This is a genomic window from Pedobacter zeae, assembly GCF_014196715.1.
Lineage (GTDB): Bacteria > Bacteroidota > Bacteroidia > Sphingobacteriales > Sphingobacteriaceae > Pedobacter > Pedobacter zeae.
In genome coordinates, this window is sequence record NZ_JACIEF010000002.1 from 1034537 (window position 1) to 1051271 (window position 16735).

General features: G+C 38.2%; 18 protein-coding genes. 10 read left to right on the forward strand and 8 right to left on the reverse strand.

The window, feature by feature from the left end:
• Positions 1 to 102: 102 nt before the first annotated feature.
• The gene (locus GGQ60_RS10975) at positions 103 to 963 is read right to left on the reverse strand and encodes a sigma-70 family RNA polymerase sigma factor (RefSeq protein ID WP_010601359.1); all 861 of its coding nucleotides are present in this window, start codon (positions 961 to 963) and stop codon (positions 103 to 105) included.
• 408 nt (positions 964 to 1371) lie between these two features.
• On the opposite strand from GGQ60_RS10975, the gene GGQ60_RS10980 reads away from it, so the two are divergent.
• Complete coding sequence (locus GGQ60_RS10980; protein ID WP_183763624.1) at positions 1372 to 1965, forward strand: hypothetical protein; 594 nt, start codon at positions 1372 to 1374, stop codon at positions 1963 to 1965.
• 36 nt (positions 1966 to 2001) lie between these two features.
• A complete protein-coding gene (locus GGQ60_RS10985) occupies positions 2002 to 2208 on the forward strand; it encodes a helix-turn-helix domain-containing protein (protein WP_025142948.1) in 207 nt (68 codons plus the stop codon).
• Positions 2209 to 2749: 541 nt separating this feature from the next.
• On the opposite strand, the gene sucC is transcribed toward GGQ60_RS10985, so the two are convergent.
• The 6 genes from sucC to GGQ60_RS11015 all read right to left on the reverse strand — a co-directional run bounded on the left by sucC (position 2750) and on the right by GGQ60_RS11015 (position 7534).
• Positions 2750 to 3949, reverse strand: a complete 1200-nt coding sequence (gene sucC / locus GGQ60_RS10990; protein ID WP_183763627.1) for an ADP-forming succinate--CoA ligase subunit beta — start codon at positions 3947 to 3949, stop codon at positions 2750 to 2752.
• A 260-nt stretch (positions 3950 to 4209) separates the two neighbouring features.
• On the reverse strand, positions 4210 to 4521 hold the full coding sequence (locus GGQ60_RS10995; RefSeq protein ID WP_183763630.1) for a hypothetical protein: 312 nt from the start codon (positions 4519 to 4521) through the stop codon (positions 4210 to 4212).
• Between the two features lie 141 nt (positions 4522 to 4662).
• Positions 4663 to 6231: a DUF4153 domain-containing protein gene (locus tag GGQ60_RS11000; protein WP_183763633.1), complete on the reverse strand. Its 1569-nt coding sequence runs from the start codon at positions 6229 to 6231 to the stop codon at positions 4663 to 4665.
• A 10-nt stretch (positions 6232 to 6241) separates the two neighbouring features.
• On the reverse strand, positions 6242 to 6547 hold the full coding sequence (locus GGQ60_RS11005) for a hypothetical protein (RefSeq protein WP_183763634.1): 306 nt from the start codon (positions 6545 to 6547) through the stop codon (positions 6242 to 6244).
• Positions 6548 to 6599: 52 nt separating this feature from the next.
• Positions 6600 to 6896 carry a winged helix-turn-helix domain-containing protein gene (locus GGQ60_RS11010; RefSeq protein WP_183763636.1) on the reverse strand — a complete coding sequence of 99 codons (297 nt, stop codon included), beginning with the start codon at positions 6894 to 6896 and terminating at the stop codon, positions 6600 to 6602.
• Positions 6897 to 6898: 2 nt separating this feature from the next.
• Complete coding sequence (locus GGQ60_RS11015; protein WP_183763638.1) at positions 6899 to 7534, reverse strand: hypothetical protein; 636 nt, start codon at positions 7532 to 7534, stop codon at positions 6899 to 6901.
• Between the two features lie 159 nt (positions 7535 to 7693).
• On the opposite strand from GGQ60_RS11015, the gene GGQ60_RS11020 reads away from it, so the two are divergent.
• From GGQ60_RS11020 to GGQ60_RS11055, 8 genes are all read left to right on the forward strand, one after another.
• Positions 7694 to 8344 (forward strand): ABC transporter ATP-binding protein, encoded by a 651-nt coding sequence (locus GGQ60_RS11020; RefSeq protein WP_183763640.1) that lies wholly within the window; start codon positions 7694 to 7696, stop codon positions 8342 to 8344.
• A 79-nt stretch (positions 8345 to 8423) separates the two neighbouring features.
• On the forward strand, positions 8424 to 8903 hold the full coding sequence (locus tag GGQ60_RS11025) for an ATP-grasp domain-containing protein (protein ID WP_183763642.1): 480 nt from the start codon (positions 8424 to 8426) through the stop codon (positions 8901 to 8903).
• A gap of 1 nt (position 8904) precedes the next feature.
• The gene (locus tag GGQ60_RS11030) at positions 8905 to 9513 is read left to right on the forward strand and encodes an HAD family hydrolase (protein WP_183763644.1); all 609 of its coding nucleotides are present in this window, start codon (positions 8905 to 8907) and stop codon (positions 9511 to 9513) included.
• 2 nt (positions 9514 to 9515) lie between these two features.
• Positions 9516 to 11018 carry a S41 family peptidase gene (locus GGQ60_RS11035; protein WP_183763646.1) on the forward strand — a complete coding sequence of 501 codons (1503 nt, stop codon included), beginning with the start codon at positions 9516 to 9518 and terminating at the stop codon, positions 11016 to 11018.
• A gap of 146 nt (positions 11019 to 11164) precedes the next feature.
• A complete protein-coding gene (locus tag GGQ60_RS11040) occupies positions 11165 to 11431 on the forward strand; it encodes a hypothetical protein (RefSeq protein WP_183763649.1) in 267 nt (88 codons plus the stop codon).
• A 51-nt stretch (positions 11432 to 11482) separates the two neighbouring features.
• Entirely contained in the window at positions 11483 to 12577 is a 1095-nt protein-coding gene (gene dprA / locus GGQ60_RS11045; RefSeq protein WP_183763652.1) for a DNA-processing protein DprA, read from the forward strand.
• 241 nt (positions 12578 to 12818) lie between these two features.
• A complete protein-coding gene (locus GGQ60_RS11050; protein ID WP_183763655.1) occupies positions 12819 to 14180 on the forward strand; it encodes a pyridoxal-phosphate dependent enzyme in 1362 nt (453 codons plus the stop codon).
• A gap of 324 nt (positions 14181 to 14504) precedes the next feature.
• Positions 14505 to 15101, forward strand: coding sequence for a hypothetical protein (locus tag GGQ60_RS11055; protein WP_183763658.1), 597 nt, complete (start codon positions 14505 to 14507; stop codon positions 15099 to 15101).
• 227 nt (positions 15102 to 15328) lie between these two features.
• On the opposite strand, the gene murA is transcribed toward GGQ60_RS11055, so the two are convergent.
• Positions 15329 to 16654, reverse strand: coding sequence for a UDP-N-acetylglucosamine 1-carboxyvinyltransferase (murA, locus tag GGQ60_RS11060; RefSeq protein WP_183763661.1), 1326 nt, complete (start codon positions 16652 to 16654; stop codon positions 15329 to 15331).
• Positions 16655 to 16735 lie beyond the last annotated feature (81 nt).

Here is a 16735-nt window from a genome sequence, read left to right on the forward strand (position 1 = left end):
CATGCTGCACTTGTTTCTGAATCTTTTATCTGTGAAAAGGATTTGTATAAAAAAAGACCGGCTAATAACCGGTCTTTTTTTTGTTTCCATAAATCCAATCTCTTATCCCAGATAAGATTTTAAGATTTTGCTTCTTGAAGTATGACGTAAGCGTTGCAACGCTTTATCCTTAATCTGGCGTACACGCTCGCGTGTTAAGTTAAATTTCTCACCAATTTCTTCTAAAGAAAGGGGATGATTGGAACCCAGTCCGAAGAATAAAACAATAATCTCTCTTTCTCTCTCCGTTAAGGTAGATAAAGAACGTTTAATTTCTTCTGAGAGTGATTCGTTGATCAATGAGCTATCGGTATTCGGTTCGTGGTTTTCCAGTACATCCAATAATGTATTTTCTTCACCCTGAACGAAAGGGGCATCCATTGATACGTGGCGACCTGAATTACTCAACGTGTCTGAAATTTTATCAACTGTTGTTTCTAAAATGTCAGCCAGTTCTTCCGGAGAAGGCTCACGTTCGTATTCTTGCTCGAGTTTAGAAAAAGCTTTACTGATTTTGCTTAATGAACCCACCTGGTTTAAAGGTAAACGAACAATACGGCTCTGCTCGGCAATGGCCTGCAAAATCGACTGACGGATCCACCAAACGGCATATGAAATGAATTTGAAACCTTTGGTCTCATCAAAACGTTTTGCAGCTTTAATTAAGCCCAGGTTACCTTCGTTAATTAAGTCTCCTAAAGTTAAACCCTGATTTTGATATTGTTTTGCAACAGATACAACGAAACGCAAGTTCGTTTTGGTTAGGCGCTCTAACGCGGCCTGATCACCTTCACGAATCTTCCTTGCTAAAATTACTTCCTCTTCTGCCGTTATTAAATCTACTTTGCCAATTTCGTGTAGGTATTTATCTAATGACTGACTTTCACGGTTGGTAATGGATTGCGTTATCTTGAGTTGTCTCATTTATACGTTTTGTGTGCTCTTTAAATATTGAAGTGTGCAAAGTTACGAAATTGTATGGCAATCCGAAAGGATAAAATGCTGAAAATGTTACTGTTTGCACATGTTTTTTATACTTTTAGTTTTAGCAAAAATCATTCCAAATAAAATCCTGGCACCGTTTGTCAGCTGTGGAGTGTTATAATTGTTATTCAGTTATTTTTTATTGTAAAACAATAAATATATATTGATTAATAATGTTTTTTGTCTTATACTTGTGGTATTAAATAATTGAATAAATATGACGTTTTTCAGTTTGCAGGTTTTTTATGTTCAGTGATACAATTCTGTATTTTTTGATTACAAAAGATAAACTGGATTTTTTGTCAGGAAGCTTATACGTTAACTTTATTATAATCAATTAACCCATTTATGAATAAGCTCTTAAAAATTTTTAGATATGCCGGGTTTAGCCTGATTTTTATCGCGCTGGTATCTGTTACCGATCATTTAATTGATGCGGTAAGTAATTATAATGCTGGCCGGCTTTCTATTAACTTAATTGAAAAAAATGCTGTACAACAAATAAAAACGTTCGGAGAAGCAAAGTTTGTCAATAGCCATTTGGGTGTCTACTCATTTAAACCGACATTAAAGCAGGCTATTATTTTATCAGGAAAGGGACTTGATAGTGTTGGTGCCCACGCTGCTTTTTACCTCATCATGGGAAGCACGATTATATTTATTGCCTACACCAAGCCAAAATGGCTCGAAAATTTAACCGAAAATAGGTTATGGCAATTGGTGGGGGCGGGTGCGATTTTGTTTTTTACGTTAAAATTTCTGTGTTTTTTTCTGATTAAGCAGTATATTGAGGAATTGACCAATAAAGCATTCAACTATCAGCCAATGAACAGGGAAAATATCAATTTAGGAGTAGTCTCCCTCATTGCCCTGATTAGTTTAATTTATGAGTTGCTTTCATATTCGAGAAAACTTAAACAGGAAAATGATTTAACTATTTAGGTTAGCTGAAAATATTTCTGATTTTACCCGTTCAAAATGCCCATAATTATAAATTTAGATGTAATGCTAGCGCGCCGTAAAATGTCGCTAACCGAATTAAGTGAGCGGGTGGGGATAACGATGTCTAATCTATCTATTCTAAAAACAGGTAAAGCAAAAGCTATCCGTTTTGAGACTTTAGAGGCAATTTGTGCAGTTTTAGATTGCCAGCCTGGAGATATCCTGGAATTCAGAGCTGAATAACTCTATCAGGTTTTTAAAACCTGATAGGTTTCTACTGGTATCACTCCGTTTCGCTATGCTTCAGTCGAGATGACGATTTCTCTATAAGAACCATAAATTTCGTTGTCTTGCCTCAGCATGACAGTAGTTGTTTAAAAAGAAGTGCCGGATTTTAATATTTCTAGACAAAATATTGAACATCTTAGACACCTGGTACACCTAAGTTAATTGTTGTTAGATTTTAAGCCGAACAGATTTTCCTGGAAGTTTTGATTGGCCAAAGAGCCACAAACCTTTGTTAAATAAACCTGATAGAACGGAAAGCCCGGAGCGAAGTGAAGACTTGAAGAGATAGCAGGGCAGGAGGCTGCCATAAAAACAGGACCTTTCATTTTCAAAAAAACTGTCGAGATAGATCTCTCCGTTTCGCTATGCTTCAGTCGAGATGACGACTTTTCTTGTATTTAGAAAGAGGGGAGTAAAAAAACCTTCCAGTTTGCACTGAAAGGTTTTAAATATGATATATGCTTTTTGCTTCGGTCTTTCGACTTTTAGCTTAAGCCTATGCTTTTTCAGCCAATACTTTAGTTACTAAATCAGCAGCTTCTTTTAAAGCGATTGCTGAGTAAACCTGTAAGCCCGACTCATCGATTAACTTTTTAGCTTCTTCAGCATTTGTTCCCTGTAAGCGGCAAATAATTGGCACAGGGATGTTTCCGATTTCTTTGTAAGCATCGATAACGCCTTGAGCAACACGGTCGCAACGTACAATACCACCGAAAATGTTGATCAAAATGGCTTTCACGTTAGGGTCTTTCAAAATGATATTGAAAGCGGCTTTAACCGTTTGTGCATTTGCAGTTCCGCCCACGTCAAGGAAGTTTGCAGGTTCACCACCGGCTAATTTAATGATATCCATAGTCGCCATTGCTAAACCGGCACCGTTAACCATACAACCCACATTACCATCAAGGTTAACAAAGTTCAGGTTAGAAGCACTTGCTTCAACTTCCATTGGATCTTCTTCGGTAACATCGCGCATAGCTGCATAATCCGGGTGACGGAATAAACCATTCTCATCCAGATTTACTTTAGCATCAACGGCGATTACTTTATCGTCAGAAGTTTTTAATACCGGGTTGATCTCGAACATAGAAGAATCGGTAGCTTCGTAAGCTTTATATAAAGCCGTAACGAATTTTACCATTTCTTTGAAAGCATTACCGCTAACACCTAAGTTAAAGGCAATTTTACGTGCCTGGAAACCTTGTAAGCCAACTTTAGGATCGATTTCTTCTTTGAAGATCAAGTGTGGTGTATGCTCAGCAACTTCTTCGATATCCATACCACCTTCGGTGCTATACATAATGATGTTGCGGCCTTTTGCACGGTCTAATAATACTGAAATGTAGAATTCCTTGGTTTCAGAAGCACCCGGATAGTAAACATCCTGAGCAACTAAAACTTTGTTCACTTTTTTACCTTCTGGTCCGGTTTGAGGAGTTACCAGTTGCATGCCGATGATATCGGTAGCACGTTGTTTAACTTCTTCAAGGTTTTTGGCCAATTTAACACCTCCACCTTTACCACGACCACCAGCGTGGATTTGCGCTTTAATTACAACCCAGTCAGAGTTATAATCGGTTTTCATTTTTTTAGCGGCCTCAACAGCTTGCTCAGGAGTATCGGCAACTATTCCTTCTTGAACGTTAACACCGAAACTTTTTAATATTTGTTTACCCTGGTATTCGTGAATATTCATCTGTTTATATTTTTTCTTTATCTGTCAGATGGAGCCTTTTACCGTTAAAATAATTGTTTTAACAGCATCGGGTTCATTTGCTACAAAATTTGCCCAAAGCTACAATTTCAAAGCCTTTAAACAAATAGCATTTGCCGATTTTTTCAGAAAATGAACGTTTTATGTTAATCGGAAATGTTAAGCTTCTTTTTGTTGCTCCCATCAGCAAAACGGAAGCAACTCAAGACTGGCAGATTTAAGAAAAGCAGCAAAAAAATAGTCTAGCTACCGGCAAAGGGGGTACCAAAGATCCCCACAGCCAGCTCGGCCCAAATTAGGAATAGCACCAGTAGAATAACCAATAATATTATGGTTCTTAAGGTGCCGGTTTTTAAGTTTCTGATAACAAGTTCTATGGCCAGACCAGTGCTTAACAGCAGGGCGCCCGCTACCATAAAATCGGTTAAATTCCACTTTACTTCATTGGTAAATTGCATGGCGATAAGCGGAATGCTTAAAATTAAGGCCACAACCCCAAGGATAATTGCAATCCTGTTTGCTGGCGAATTTAATGTTGACTGTAGATTTTTCATGATTTTAAATATTAATATAGTGTTTAATTTTTTAAAGTAGAAACCTTTGCTCCCCGGTGCAGCGCACCGGGAAAACCAAATCCAACAAAAGTTAGCAAAGGCGAGAGGTTAATTATACAGGATTTTTAAAAAGCTAATTTTTTATTGTTGATTAACCCCAAAATATTTCGCGGTATTCCAATCCTGCAAATTCCATGATAGCCAGCTTACATTTTGGTAGCGTTCTTTAAAATAGCCTATGCGCTCATTAAGTAGTTCGCTATAAAACGTTGTTTCTTTGGGTTTTACAATTTGTTTTCCGAAAAGATCTTTTACAGGTGTGTAATGCAGTTTTGCACGGTTTTGATCCAATAGCGGTAAAGTCTTATCAGATAATGATAGCAGGTAACCGGCATCTACCGCAACCCGGTCGCTGTGTGAGAGGTTATACCTGGTAATAAAAACATCCCAGTTCACCAGGCTAAAAGCCAATAGCAGTACAAACCAGATATTTCCGTTTACTTTAAATAGATAGAATAAGGTTTTCTCTTTGGTAACTTTGAGGTAAACGGTGCTTAGGCCAATGATGCAGAGGATGGCGAAAACCAAAACTCCAATTCTTTTGTGCGTTAAGCCATAAAATTCGATATAATAACCATCCCGGATAAACACGGAGATGATGAGGATAAAATTTTGCACCATCCAGGCAATGGCCAAACTTTTTAAGGTTTTGCTTTTGTAGTAAAAATTAAGGTTACCGCGGAAGAAATATAAAATTACTGCCATAGCAAGTATGATGCTGAAAATTAAGGCATTTGTGCCATCGTGCAGATCGGAAGAGAAATTGCCTTCTGGTTTGTAGCCTAACCAGAGCGTCGAAATATCGATCAGGTTTACACATAACAGCAGGAGATTGAGCGAAATAAAAGAAATGAGGCCTATGATATATTCGGTTTTCAGTGCCATTTTTTTGGTGATAATCTGACCGGTAAACGTATGAACCACCTGGAACCATAGGCTTCTGGTTTTTTTGTCCCGTCTAACCCGCTGCAATTTTTCCTTACAGCCGGCTTCGAGTTTTTCGATACCTTTATTGTAAAAGGTGATGGTTAAAGCCGCAGTTAAGAACAAACCAAAGCAAAAATGCATGAAGCGTGGAAGGCTTAGATCCTGGAAGATAAAACCGAAAATATTGTTAAAGAAATTATAAATACCGGTGAAAGTGGTTTCTAAATAGTGTGCAAAAATTTGGTTGGCACCACTGTATATCGCGGCAAAAACGAAAATGATAAAAAGTGGCAATAAAATGTATTTAATGGGTTTAAACACAGGTTTCAAATCAAATTTGCCGATTTTAAGTTCAGAAAGCCTTTTAATTAGTGTGGCCGGAACGGTGATGAACTGAAGTGTAGTAGCCATTGCTGCAACATAGATAGTACGTACCGCCTGGTAATGGGCAAAGCCCACAAAGAATAGTAGGCTAATGTTATAGCTTACACTGGTTAATACCGAATTGTTTACTACTACAAGTACTGCTGCAAGCAGGTGCGCCGATGCGTATATTTTAAATTTGTTGCTTTTGGCTACCTCGCTGTTTAAAAAGGTAACCGTTATAATAAAAATGCTGTATATCAATTGGTTCAGGCCTAGCCATTTATCCCAAAAGATATAACTGAAGAGCAAGCCACCCAATAGGGTTGAAAGCAATAAGAAGCTGGATGTTGTTTTCATTTATTTAGAATTAAAAAATAGGATGCAATACAAGAAAAAAATAGAAAGCACTGAGGGGAATGTTTAATAGCATGCAGATAATGGCTACCGAATAAGCCCTCCAACGATCGGTATTGTACAACAGCTCTATTAAAAGCGCAAATAGAAAAATACCGTTAATCACCAATGCCGATAATACGTAAATCAATCCCAATCCTATCAAAAATTCGGCGTGTGATAGGAGATAGGCTACTAAAATTACGGTTCCGATAAGCGCGGAATAGTAAGCAAGCTTCTTGCCGATATAGATCATTTGAGGTTCTTTAATTTCTTCCATTTTATTTATTAAAAGTGCTTTGTTTTTCAAAGTGAATAACTAAAAAAATAGTTTATAGCTTCCTGATCATTTTTTCGAGTGCATCTAAATGTGCTTTGAAGGCCTGTTTGCCCAAAGCAGTAATAGAATAGGTAGTGCTGGTTTTTCTGCCAATAAAACCTTTGTGTACCTTAATAAACTCGGCCTGTTCCAAAGTATTCAGGTGTGAAGCCAGGTTGCCATCAGTCAACTCCAGCATCTGTTTCAGGTCGTTAAAGCCAATTTCATCGTTCACTACAAGTATTGACATTACGCCGAGCCTGATCCGGCTATCGAATATTTTATTTAAATCTGCTATCGGGTTTTTCATCCTTACTGACCTCTCTCATATTTAAAATACATTAAAAGACCATAAACAATGTGTAAAACACCGAAACCAAAAGCCCAAAAAATTAAGCCATACCCTGCATAAAACATACAGATTAAGCCTAATACCACTTCGCAAAAGCCTAAATAACGGATGTCGCTATAGGTAAATTTACTGGCATTGATCAGTGCCAGGCCATAAAAAATGAGGCAGCTTGGTGCAATAATGCTATAAGTATTCGGGTGGTTAATTAATAAAGCAATAATAAATAAGCCACCGGCAGCCAGGGGTATAAATAAGTTAACCAAAAGTGATTTTGAAGTTTTATCCCAGATGGGCAGGTTATTTTTCTGACTTTTCCTGTATGTAAATAAAATTCCTCCGGCCAAAGCAATAATTAAAACAAATATACCCAGTTTGATCAGGTTAAACTCCAGGTCCATCTCCCCGTCAATCCCGTAACCATAACCACGTTTGTTGATGAACTTATTAATTTCATCATGGGCAAAATAAGCGCCGATTAAAGCAATCACACCCGCAAAAACACCTGATAAACCGCTCAGCGAAATAAATCTCGACGACCTGTCCATCATTTGTCTGATATCCTTTAAGGCATTTAATTGTTCTTCCTGGTTACTCATTTTAAAAGTGCTTTGTTTTTCAAAGTTAACCAAGAAAATGATAATTGCAAATTTTATTTTTTTAAAGGTTTAATGGTATGGAGTATCAAGTATTAAGTATCAAGATGAGATAGGCTGCTTTGGTCTTTCCCCTTTAAGCTTTTTTGCTAAATTTGAGCCATGCTAAAAGCCACTGGAATAAGAAAATCGTACGGAAATCTGCAAATATTAAAAGGTGTAAATTTTGAAGTACAAAAAGGGGAGATCGTAAGTATTATTGGCCCATCCGGAGCCGGAAAAAGTACATTATTGCACATTTTGGGTACGTTGGATAAGCCTGACGATGGCACTGTGGAATTAAAAGGTACCATGATCAATAAACTGAGTGGCGATCTGTTAAGTACTTTCAGGAACCAGAACATTGGCTTTGTTTTTCAGTTCCATCATTTATTGCCAGAGTTTAATGCCATCGAAAACATTTGCATCCCGGCATTTATCGCTAAAACGGGAAAAAAACAAGCCGAAACCAGGGCTTTAGAACTTTTGGATCTTTTTGGTTTGAAAGATAGGGCGAAGCACAAACCCAACCAGTTATCTGGTGGAGAGCAGCAACGGGTGGCCATTGCCAGGGCGTTGATCAACAATCCATCCATCATACTGGCAGATGAACCTTCAGGTAACCTCGACTCCGAAAATGCAGCAGGATTACACCAGTTGTTTGTGACTTTACGGGATAACTTCCATCAAACTTTTGTAATCGTTACGCATAATGAACACCTTGCCAAAACCAGCGACCGTGTGGTCAGCATGAAGGATGGTTTAATTGTATAAGCTAAAGATTAAAAGATATATGACTTAGGAAATGGAAGAAGTCATTTACTAATTTATTCATTCATTTACTCATTAAATTTTGAAAATACTGATTACCGGCGGAAACCATGCGAAAGCGCTAAAGCTGATGAAAGCGTTTCCAAACCATTTTGTTTTGTTGGCCGATTACGGAGATGTGCCTGGGATAGTTACTGAAAACTATGCTTTCTCGTCGATAGGGGTACTAAATAAAGATAGTATTGCACATGTTTTACTCAATTTTTGCATTACAGAAGGGATCGACTGCCTGATTCCGCTACACTCCTACGAAGTAGAGCCAATAGCCAAATCTGCTGTGCTTTTTGGCGAATATGGCATCCAGGTTTTATTGCCCGATGCCAGTTCAATAGCAGAATACCTGCCCGACAAACAAAGTACGTTTCAAAATTTTGCTGTTTTTGTAGGAGGTGAATGTGTATTTGCGAGCGGAAAAGAAATTTTTGTCAGAACGGAGGAAAAATTAAACGGGGTATTCGGCTATAACGTTGCCGATGATGAATTAAAGCTTTTTACAATTTAATATGGATGTTAATCAATACGTTAAAGACAAACAGATCGTAATTTTTGAATTGGACGATGTATTGTTTCCTGAAAAAGATTATTTACTGCAGGTTTATTATCTGTTTGCCCAGTTTATTGAGTACACCGAGCAGAAAAATGCACAGCCTATTCTAGGCTTCATGCGTGCCGAGTATGAAAATAACGGGGTAGAAAAACTTTTTGAAAAAACAGCAAAACAGTTCGGTATCGATCTAAAATACGAGTACAACTTCAACCTCCTGCATCAAAATGCCCGTTTGCCCTTAAAGCTTTTGCTTTATAAAGATATGCTCGAATTTATGCAGGAACTAGTAGTAGGCCGTAAACAGATCGTTATTGTAACGGCCGGTGACCCTGAGCAGCAGCTCAATAAAATCAAGCAAACCGAGTGGAACGGACTGGAGCAATACCTTACCGTATATTTTGTTGACGAACTTGGTCAATCTAAAGCAGAAATTTTTCAGAACATACTAAACAACAACAATTTATCGGTTAATCAAGCGTTAGTTGTTGGTGCAAATAAATTTGATGAGCAACAAGCTAAATCAATTAATTTGCAGTATATTGGATCAATAGAAATTTACAAATAAATATGCTTAGAAAATTTGTTTCGCAAAACGCATTTTGGTGTGCTTTAATTACTGTGGTTGGGCTTACAGCATCGTGTAAAAAGTCAAAAAATAGCCCTGATGCGGATGTTGGTGGTGAATCAAACGTGTTGCAAACACCAACCAACGATTGGGCATTACTGACTAAAGATTCGATTTTTTTATATGCCAAACAAACCTATTTCTGGAATGTAGGCATGCCTAATTATGATACGTTTAACCCAAGACAATACAGCTCTAACAATGCCATCATTGCAGCATTAAAGGCTTTACCCAGCACCGGGGGCAAAGATAAATACTCTTTTATTGATGATGGATCTGTAGCCAGCCAGCTGAGCGGGGAAGGTGAGGATTACGGTTTTTCGGCTAATTTTGATGCCTCTGACCTGTTGAGGGTTAAATATGTTTACCCAGGCTCACCAGCCGATTTACAAGGCTTAAAGCGAGGTTACCAGTTGATTAAAGTAAATGGTGGTGGTACTTCCCGGTCGAGCGCTGATATAGCCAATTTAAACGCTTCCATATTCGGTGATAATCCATCCATTTCATTAACTTTTGTAAAACCAGGTGGGGGTACACAGGATGTTGTAATTAACCGTGCAAGTTATAATATTAACCCGGTTTTATTTAAAAATACCTATACGGTTGGCACAAAAAAAGTGGGTTACATCGTATTTAATAGTTTTACCACCAATGCTACCAGTGCGCTGGATGCTGCTTTTTCTAAATTTACTACCGACGGCGTTACCGAGCTCGTGGTCGATTTAAGGTACAACGGTGGGGGCTCTGTTGCTACTTCCGAGTTGTTTACAAACTTAATTGCGCCATCTGCACAAAACGGTAAAATTATGTACACCACCTATTGGACTAAAACCATGCAGGATGGAAATGCCACCATTTTACAAAACCAGAAATTTTATGCCAAGGGCAACGATGGTGTAACCAGGCTTTATTCGTATTTCGATTATTCTTATAAACCTACTATGGCTGCTGGTAACCAGGAAACTTTTGCCAAACGTGGTGGTTTAAACGGATTAACGCGGGTTTATTTCCTGGTTAGTGGTGGTACAGCTTCTGCCAGCGAGTTATTAATCAATAATTTAAAACCGGTAGTAGATGTAAAGTTAATCGGTAAAACCACTTATGGTAAACCGGTGGGCTTCTTCTCGATACGTATTGATAAAAACGATTTATACATTCCGCAGTTTCAAACCAAAAATCAGTTAGATCAGGGCGATTATTTTGCCGGTATGACTGTTGATAAAGATGTTGCTGATGATTTGACGAAAGATTTTGGCGACCCATCAGAGAAAATGCTAGCCCAGGCTTTATACTATTCTGCGAACAACAACTTCTCTGCACTGGCTAAAGATAATGCAATTAGCAGTACTTCGGGCATGGCCAGACAACAAATCGATGCCGCTAACGAAAAGCTCAATCATGAGTTTAAAGGGATGGTTGAAACCAGGAAGCTGAGATTAAAATAATGAACTCATATCGTTTTAAAATGGCCAGATTTGTAGTTCGAATCTGGCCATTTTTTATATAATTATTACACAAAACGAATACATTGGGGTTGCTTTTTTTATAAAAATTTGATAAGCTTGTTAAACATTAATCGTTAAAGAGACACATGCCGATAGAAATTGTAGAAAAAGAACATATCAGTTATTTAAATATCATTAATGCAAAGGAAGATCATTCTGATGAGCTGCAGAGCAAACTTAACAGAGCGCAAAGGCTTGGCAATGAATTTAAATCAAAAGCCGTAATTACTTTTAATACTACCATTGGTCCAAAACGCGTTGATACCACAGTTTGGGCAGTAACCGAGAGCTATATACAATTGAAAAACAATATTCATATTCCATTAAAAAGTTTAATCGATATCGATTTTTAAGCTTGCTTTAAGGAAATAAATCATCCCGCATTTATTTAACCTTATCAGATTATGAGCACGCTGCATAAAATTGCCTTAACTTTTATCAAATCTATTGGCCCCGTAACGGCCAAAAACCTTCTTGCCTATTGTGGAAGTGCCGAGAATATATTTTTGGCAGGTAAAAAACAGCTTTTACAGATTCCGGGTGTTGGAGAGAAAACAATCGAAGCCATTCGCGGTTCCGATGCCCTGTTAAGGGCCAGGCAAGAATTGGATTTTATTGAAAAACACGGGATAGAAGTATTGTTCTTTTCAGACGAGAAATACCCTAAAAGATTAAAAAATTGTATCGATTCGCCGGTATTGCTTTACGCCAAGGGTACCGTAGATTTTAACCACCCGCGTATCATCAGCATTGTTGGAACCCGTAATGCAACTAACTACGGAAAAAACCTCTGTAAGGAGCTTTGCGAAGTTTTAGCGCCCTACAATGTTCTGATCGTTAGTGGCCTGGCGTATGGAATAGATGTAACAACCCATAAAGAATGCCTGGTAAATCATATCCCAACTGTTGGGGTTCTTGGTCATGGTTTAGACCGGATGTATCCAAAAATTCACAAAACAGTTGCCCAGAAAATGGTGTTGAATGGAGGCCTGCTTACCGAGTTTCCGATCCTGACCAATCCCGACCGGACTAATTTTCCACAAAGAAACAGGATTATTGCAGGGATTGCAGATGCTACCATTGTGGTTGAAGCATCAATAAAAGGAGGTGCCTTAATTACCGCCGAAATTGCAAATTCTTATCATAAGGATGTATATGCTTTTCCGGGTAGAACCAACGATGTTTTTTCGGAAGGCTGTAATTTCCTGATTAAAACCAACAGAGCAGGCTTAATTCATAACGCTCATGATTTGATTTATTATCTAGGCTGGGACGATGAACTGAAAGAAAAGAAAAAGGAGACGCAAACTGTGTTACAGCTTAGTCTTACCCCTAACGAACAACGGGTTGTTGATGCATTGCAAAACGGTCAGCTGTCTATAGACGAGCTTTGCATTCAATTGAATATGCAACAAAGTAAACTGGCCATTGTGGTCCTTACATTAGAGATGCAGGGGATCATTGTTTCTTTGCCGGGGAAAATTTATAAATTGGTATAATCATAAATTACCAGAGGGTGGTGGAGAGAACATGCTGATGCCCTGATTTCTCCATGTGGATACCCCCGATCTGAACCACAAGCTTATTACCGGAATGGTATTTTGCCCAATAATCAATCTATAATGCCTATCATAATTATAGATTATGGAATTAAATTCTTTAAATTTTTATTTTTTAAAATTATGTTTTAAATAAAATATAGTTTATAAAATACTTAATGCCATTGCTTAATTTTGTGACATGTGGTACAATAATATTTTAGAAACCATTGGCAATACACCATTGGTTAAATTAAATACGATAACAAAGGGAGTTCCAGGAACAATCCTAGCGAAAATAGAAACAACCAATCCGGGCAACTCGATTAAAGACCGGATGGCGGTTAAAATGATCGAAGATGCCGAGAAAAGCGGTAAGTTAAAACCAGGCGGGACAATTATTGAAGGAACATCAGGAAATACAGGTATGGGCTTGGCTATGGCAGCCATTATTAAAGGCTATAAATGTATTTTTACCACAACTGATAAACAATCAAAAGAGAAAGTAGATGCTTTGCGTGCCTTTGGTGCAGAAGTGATCGTTTGTCCGACTAACGTTGAACCCGAAGATCCCCGTTCATACTATTCTGTTTCTTCGCGTTTGGAACGCGAGGTTCCGAATTCGTGGAAACCCAATCAATATGATAACTTAGCTAACTCGCAGGCCCATTATGAGCAAACCGGGCCCGAGATATGGGAACAGACAGAAGGTAAAATTACTCATTTGGTGGTAGGTGTAGGTACCGGCGGCACCATTTCCGGAACTGGGAAGTATTTGAAAGAGAAAAATCCAAATATTAAAGTTTGGGGCATTGATACCTATGGTTCGGTTTTCAAAAAATATAAAGAAACCGGCATATTTGACAAGGATGAAATTTATCCTTATATCACCGAAGGGATTGGTGAAGATTTTCTTCCGGCAAACGTAAATTTTGATGTAATCGACCTGTTTGAAAAAGTTACTGATAAAGATGCCGCATTAATGACCCGCGATATTGCGCGTAAAGAAGGGATTTTTGTAGGCAACTCTGCCGGTGCTGCTATTGGCGGCTTAATTCAGTTAAAAGATAAATTAAAGCCCGAAGACGTGGTAGTGGTCATTTTTCACGACCACGGCAGTCGTTACATGGGTAAAATGTATAATGAAGACTGGTTGCGCGAGCGTGGGTTCTTGCAAGATGAAAAATTAACGGCCAAATCAATCCTGGCTAAAAAGGAGAGTACCGAAATTGTAACACTTGATGCACAGAAAACTGTATTGGAGGCGATCAATACCATTAAATCGATGAATATATCGCAAATTCCGGTAACCCAACAGGGAATGATTGTAGGTAAGGTTGCCGAAAGTGATATTTTATCGGCACTGCTCGAAAATCCGGGCTTAAAATCGGCACCGATTTCAGAAATTATGACGGCTACTTTCTCTTTTGTTGATTTGAACACCTCAATTGATAAAATTTCTTCATTGATTAACAAAGAAAATTCTGCTGTATTGGTTGAAGATGAATCAGGTAGGATCGAGATCATTACCCAGTATGATATTATTAATGCGATATCAGGGTAGGGGGATGTAAGATGGAAAATGTGGGATGGAAGCTGTAAGCTCCGCACTCGTCTTCCTGAACTTGTTTCAGGATCTTATCGCATGGAAGATGCTGACCACGCACTAGCTACAAGATAATTGGAAATACTATTCTACTTGTAAAATAAATTCAGCATGACAATTTGTAAATTATTGATTGTTGATCGGGATTTGTAATCCCGACCGCTTAAATCTCGATTAGCAAGGTAATACCGATTGATAGGCTTTCGATCTGTAAAATCGCTGAACAATAAAATTTTTAGAATGGCCATAAGTTGTTAACTTGTGGCCATTCTTTTTATAAATATGACAACGCTCAAAGAAATCTTATCAACTAAAACAGATCAACAATTAAGGTATTATTTAGATCACGTAGATAAACATACTTCGGATGGAGTAAGGGCAGCCCTTGCAGAATTAAAAAATAGAAATGCAGAATTACCCGAAGGCATCGATGAGTTGATAGAAGAGAAGATCAGGTTAAAAGAGAGTATCAATTATGACAGTTTAAGAGGCTGGAAAAGAAACGTAGTTAAAGATATTGATGCCCCGGAGTACTATTCTCAAACTGCAATTTATGTGTTTTCAATTCTTTTTTCTGTGCTTTTTGGTTCTGTGATGCTGGCAATTAACTTGAAAAATGCTGGAAAACGATGGGGTACACCTATTTTTTTCGGATTGTTATTTACGTTTGGTCAAATTAATCTGATGGAATTTGTTCCACATCCGTCAATGGGAATTTCTCTCATTATTAATGCGTTGGGAGTAATTATAATGTATCAATTCTTTTGGAATAGAAGTCTAGGAAAGGATACCAAATACAGAGCCAAGCCAATCTGGATTCCGCTAATTATCGGTATATTATTAATCGTGCCATTGGCATACTTTGCTGGGAAAGGCTAAAAAAATACCAATATATTTCACTCAGACGTTTTATTTATATCTATTAGTCTGATAAGATAATTTTCGGCCTGCGAATTTACCGTGAGATTGCTTTATACTCGCAATGGTGACAAATAAAAACGCCAGCTTAATTTTTATGCTGGCGTTTCGCTTTATGCTTTAGTCTTTAAGCTTTGGTCTTTTTCAGCTTTTAAACCTTCTACCTTCCGCCTCTAAACCTTCAACCTTTAATGACTAGGCGCATCAGCATTTACACGCTTAATCTGCGCACCCAGGGCACGTAAACGGGTATCGATATCCTGGTAACCGCGTTCAATCTGTTCGATGTTATAAATGGTCGATTTGCCTTCTGCTGATAAGGCTGCGATTAATAAGGAAACACCGGCCCTGATATCAGGAGAAGTCATGCTAATCCCACGAAGTTTGTATTTTTTATCAATGCCGTTAACCGTAGCGCGGTGCGGATCGCAAAGGATAATCTGCGCACCCATATCAATCAGCTTATCCACGAAGAATAAGCGGCTTTCGAACATTTTCTGGTGGATTAACACGTTTCCTTTAGCTTGTGTGGCTACTACTAAAACAATACTCAGCAGGTCAGGGGTAAAACCTGGCCATGGAGCGTCAGCAATGGTTAAGATCGATCCATCGATAAAGGTTTCAATTTCGTAATGTTTTTGAGATGGAACATAGATATCATCACCGCGGCGCTCTAATTTTATACCCAGCTTTTTGAAAACTTCCGGTATTACACCAAGCTCATCATAACAAACATTTTTAATGGTAATTTCTGATTCCGTCATGGCGGCCATCCCAATGAAAGAACCGATCTCGATCATATCTGGCAACATCCTATGCTCGGTACCACCTAAAACTTTAACTCCCTCAATGGTTAAAAGGTTAGAGCCGATACCCGAAATTTTGGCACCCATCCGGTTAAGCATTTTACAAAGCTGCTGTAAATAAGGTTCGCAGGCCGCATTATAAATGGTGGTGGTACCTTTAGCTAAAACTGCTGCCATTACAATGTTTGCCGTGCCGGTTACAGATGCTTCATCTAACAGGATGTAAGCACCCTGTAAATTGGTGGCATCAACGTTAAAGAAAGCTTTTTTGCTGTCATAAACAAATTTGGCACCTAATTTTTCAAAACCGATAAAGTGGGTATCCAATCTTCTGCGTCCGATTTTATCGCCCCCTGGTTTTGGGATTGCTGCTTTACCAAAACGGGCCAATAAAGGACCAACAATCATAATCGAACCGCGTAGACCGCCACCTTTCGATTTAAAAGTATCCGATTCAAAGAAATTCAAATCAATATTTTTAGCTTCAAAAGTATAGGTATCTTTATTAATCCGCTCAATGATTACCCCTAAATCGCCAAGTAATTCAATCAGTTTGTTTACATCCTTAATGTCAGGAATATTGCTGATGGTTATTTTCTTTTCGGTAAGCAGTACAGCCGATAGAATCTGCAACGCCTCATTCTTGGCTCCCTGAGGGGTAATTTCGCCTTTTAATTTAATTCCGCCTGTTATTTCAAATGCGTTCATATATCTTGTAGTAGTTAGTAGCAAGTATCAAACATCAGTGTCAAGATTGGTCAGATATTTAACCTTCTGCCTTTTTACCTT

What these genes read in the sequence shown, in the direction of transcription:
- GGQ60_RS11030 (WP_183763644.1), top strand. Translation starts at nt 8,905, where the DNA reads ATGGATGTTAATCAATACGTTAAAGACAAACAGATCGTAATTTTTGAA.
- GGQ60_RS11055 (WP_183763658.1), top strand. Translation starts at nt 14,505, where the DNA reads ATGACAACGCTCAAAGAAATCTTATCAACTAAAACAGATCAACAATTA.
- GGQ60_RS10995 (WP_183763630.1), bottom strand. Translation starts at nt 4,521, where the DNA reads ATGAAAAATCTACAGTCAACATTAAATTCGCCAGCAAACAGGATTGCA.
- murA (WP_183763661.1), bottom strand. Translation starts at nt 16,654, where the DNA reads ATGAACGCATTTGAAATAACAGGCGGAATTAAATTAAAAGGCGAAATT.
- GGQ60_RS10980 (WP_183763624.1), top strand. Translation starts at nt 1,372, where the DNA reads ATGAATAAGCTCTTAAAAATTTTTAGATATGCCGGGTTTAGCCTGATT.
- GGQ60_RS11035 (WP_183763646.1), top strand. Translation starts at nt 9,516, where the DNA reads ATGCTTAGAAAATTTGTTTCGCAAAACGCATTTTGGTGTGCTTTAATT.
- dprA (WP_183763652.1), top strand. Translation starts at nt 11,483, where the DNA reads ATGAGCACGCTGCATAAAATTGCCTTAACTTTTATCAAATCTATTGGC.
- GGQ60_RS11015 (WP_183763638.1), bottom strand. Translation starts at nt 7,534, where the DNA reads ATGAGTAACCAGGAAGAACAATTAAATGCCTTAAAGGATATCAGACAA.
- GGQ60_RS10975 (WP_010601359.1), bottom strand. Translation starts at nt 963, where the DNA reads ATGAGACAACTCAAGATAACGCAATCCATTACCAACCGTGAAAGTCAG.
- sucC (WP_183763627.1), bottom strand. Translation starts at nt 3,949, where the DNA reads ATGAATATTCACGAATACCAGGGTAAACAAATATTAAAAAGTTTCGGT.
- GGQ60_RS11005 (WP_183763634.1), bottom strand. Translation starts at nt 6,547, where the DNA reads ATGGAAGAAATTAAAGAACCTCAAATGATCTATATCGGCAAGAAGCTT.
- GGQ60_RS11000 (WP_183763633.1), bottom strand. Translation starts at nt 6,231, where the DNA reads ATGAAAACAACATCCAGCTTCTTATTGCTTTCAACCCTATTGGGTGGC.
- GGQ60_RS11040 (WP_183763649.1), top strand. Translation starts at nt 11,165, where the DNA reads ATGCCGATAGAAATTGTAGAAAAAGAACATATCAGTTATTTAAATATC.
- GGQ60_RS11010 (WP_183763636.1), bottom strand. Translation starts at nt 6,896, where the DNA reads ATGAAAAACCCGATAGCAGATTTAAATAAAATATTCGATAGCCGGATC.
- GGQ60_RS11020 (WP_183763640.1), top strand. Translation starts at nt 7,694, where the DNA reads ATGCTAAAAGCCACTGGAATAAGAAAATCGTACGGAAATCTGCAAATA.
- GGQ60_RS11050 (WP_183763655.1), top strand. Translation starts at nt 12,819, where the DNA reads ATGTGGTACAATAATATTTTAGAAACCATTGGCAATACACCATTGGTT.
- GGQ60_RS10985 (WP_025142948.1), top strand. Translation starts at nt 2,002, where the DNA reads ATGCCCATAATTATAAATTTAGATGTAATGCTAGCGCGCCGTAAAATG.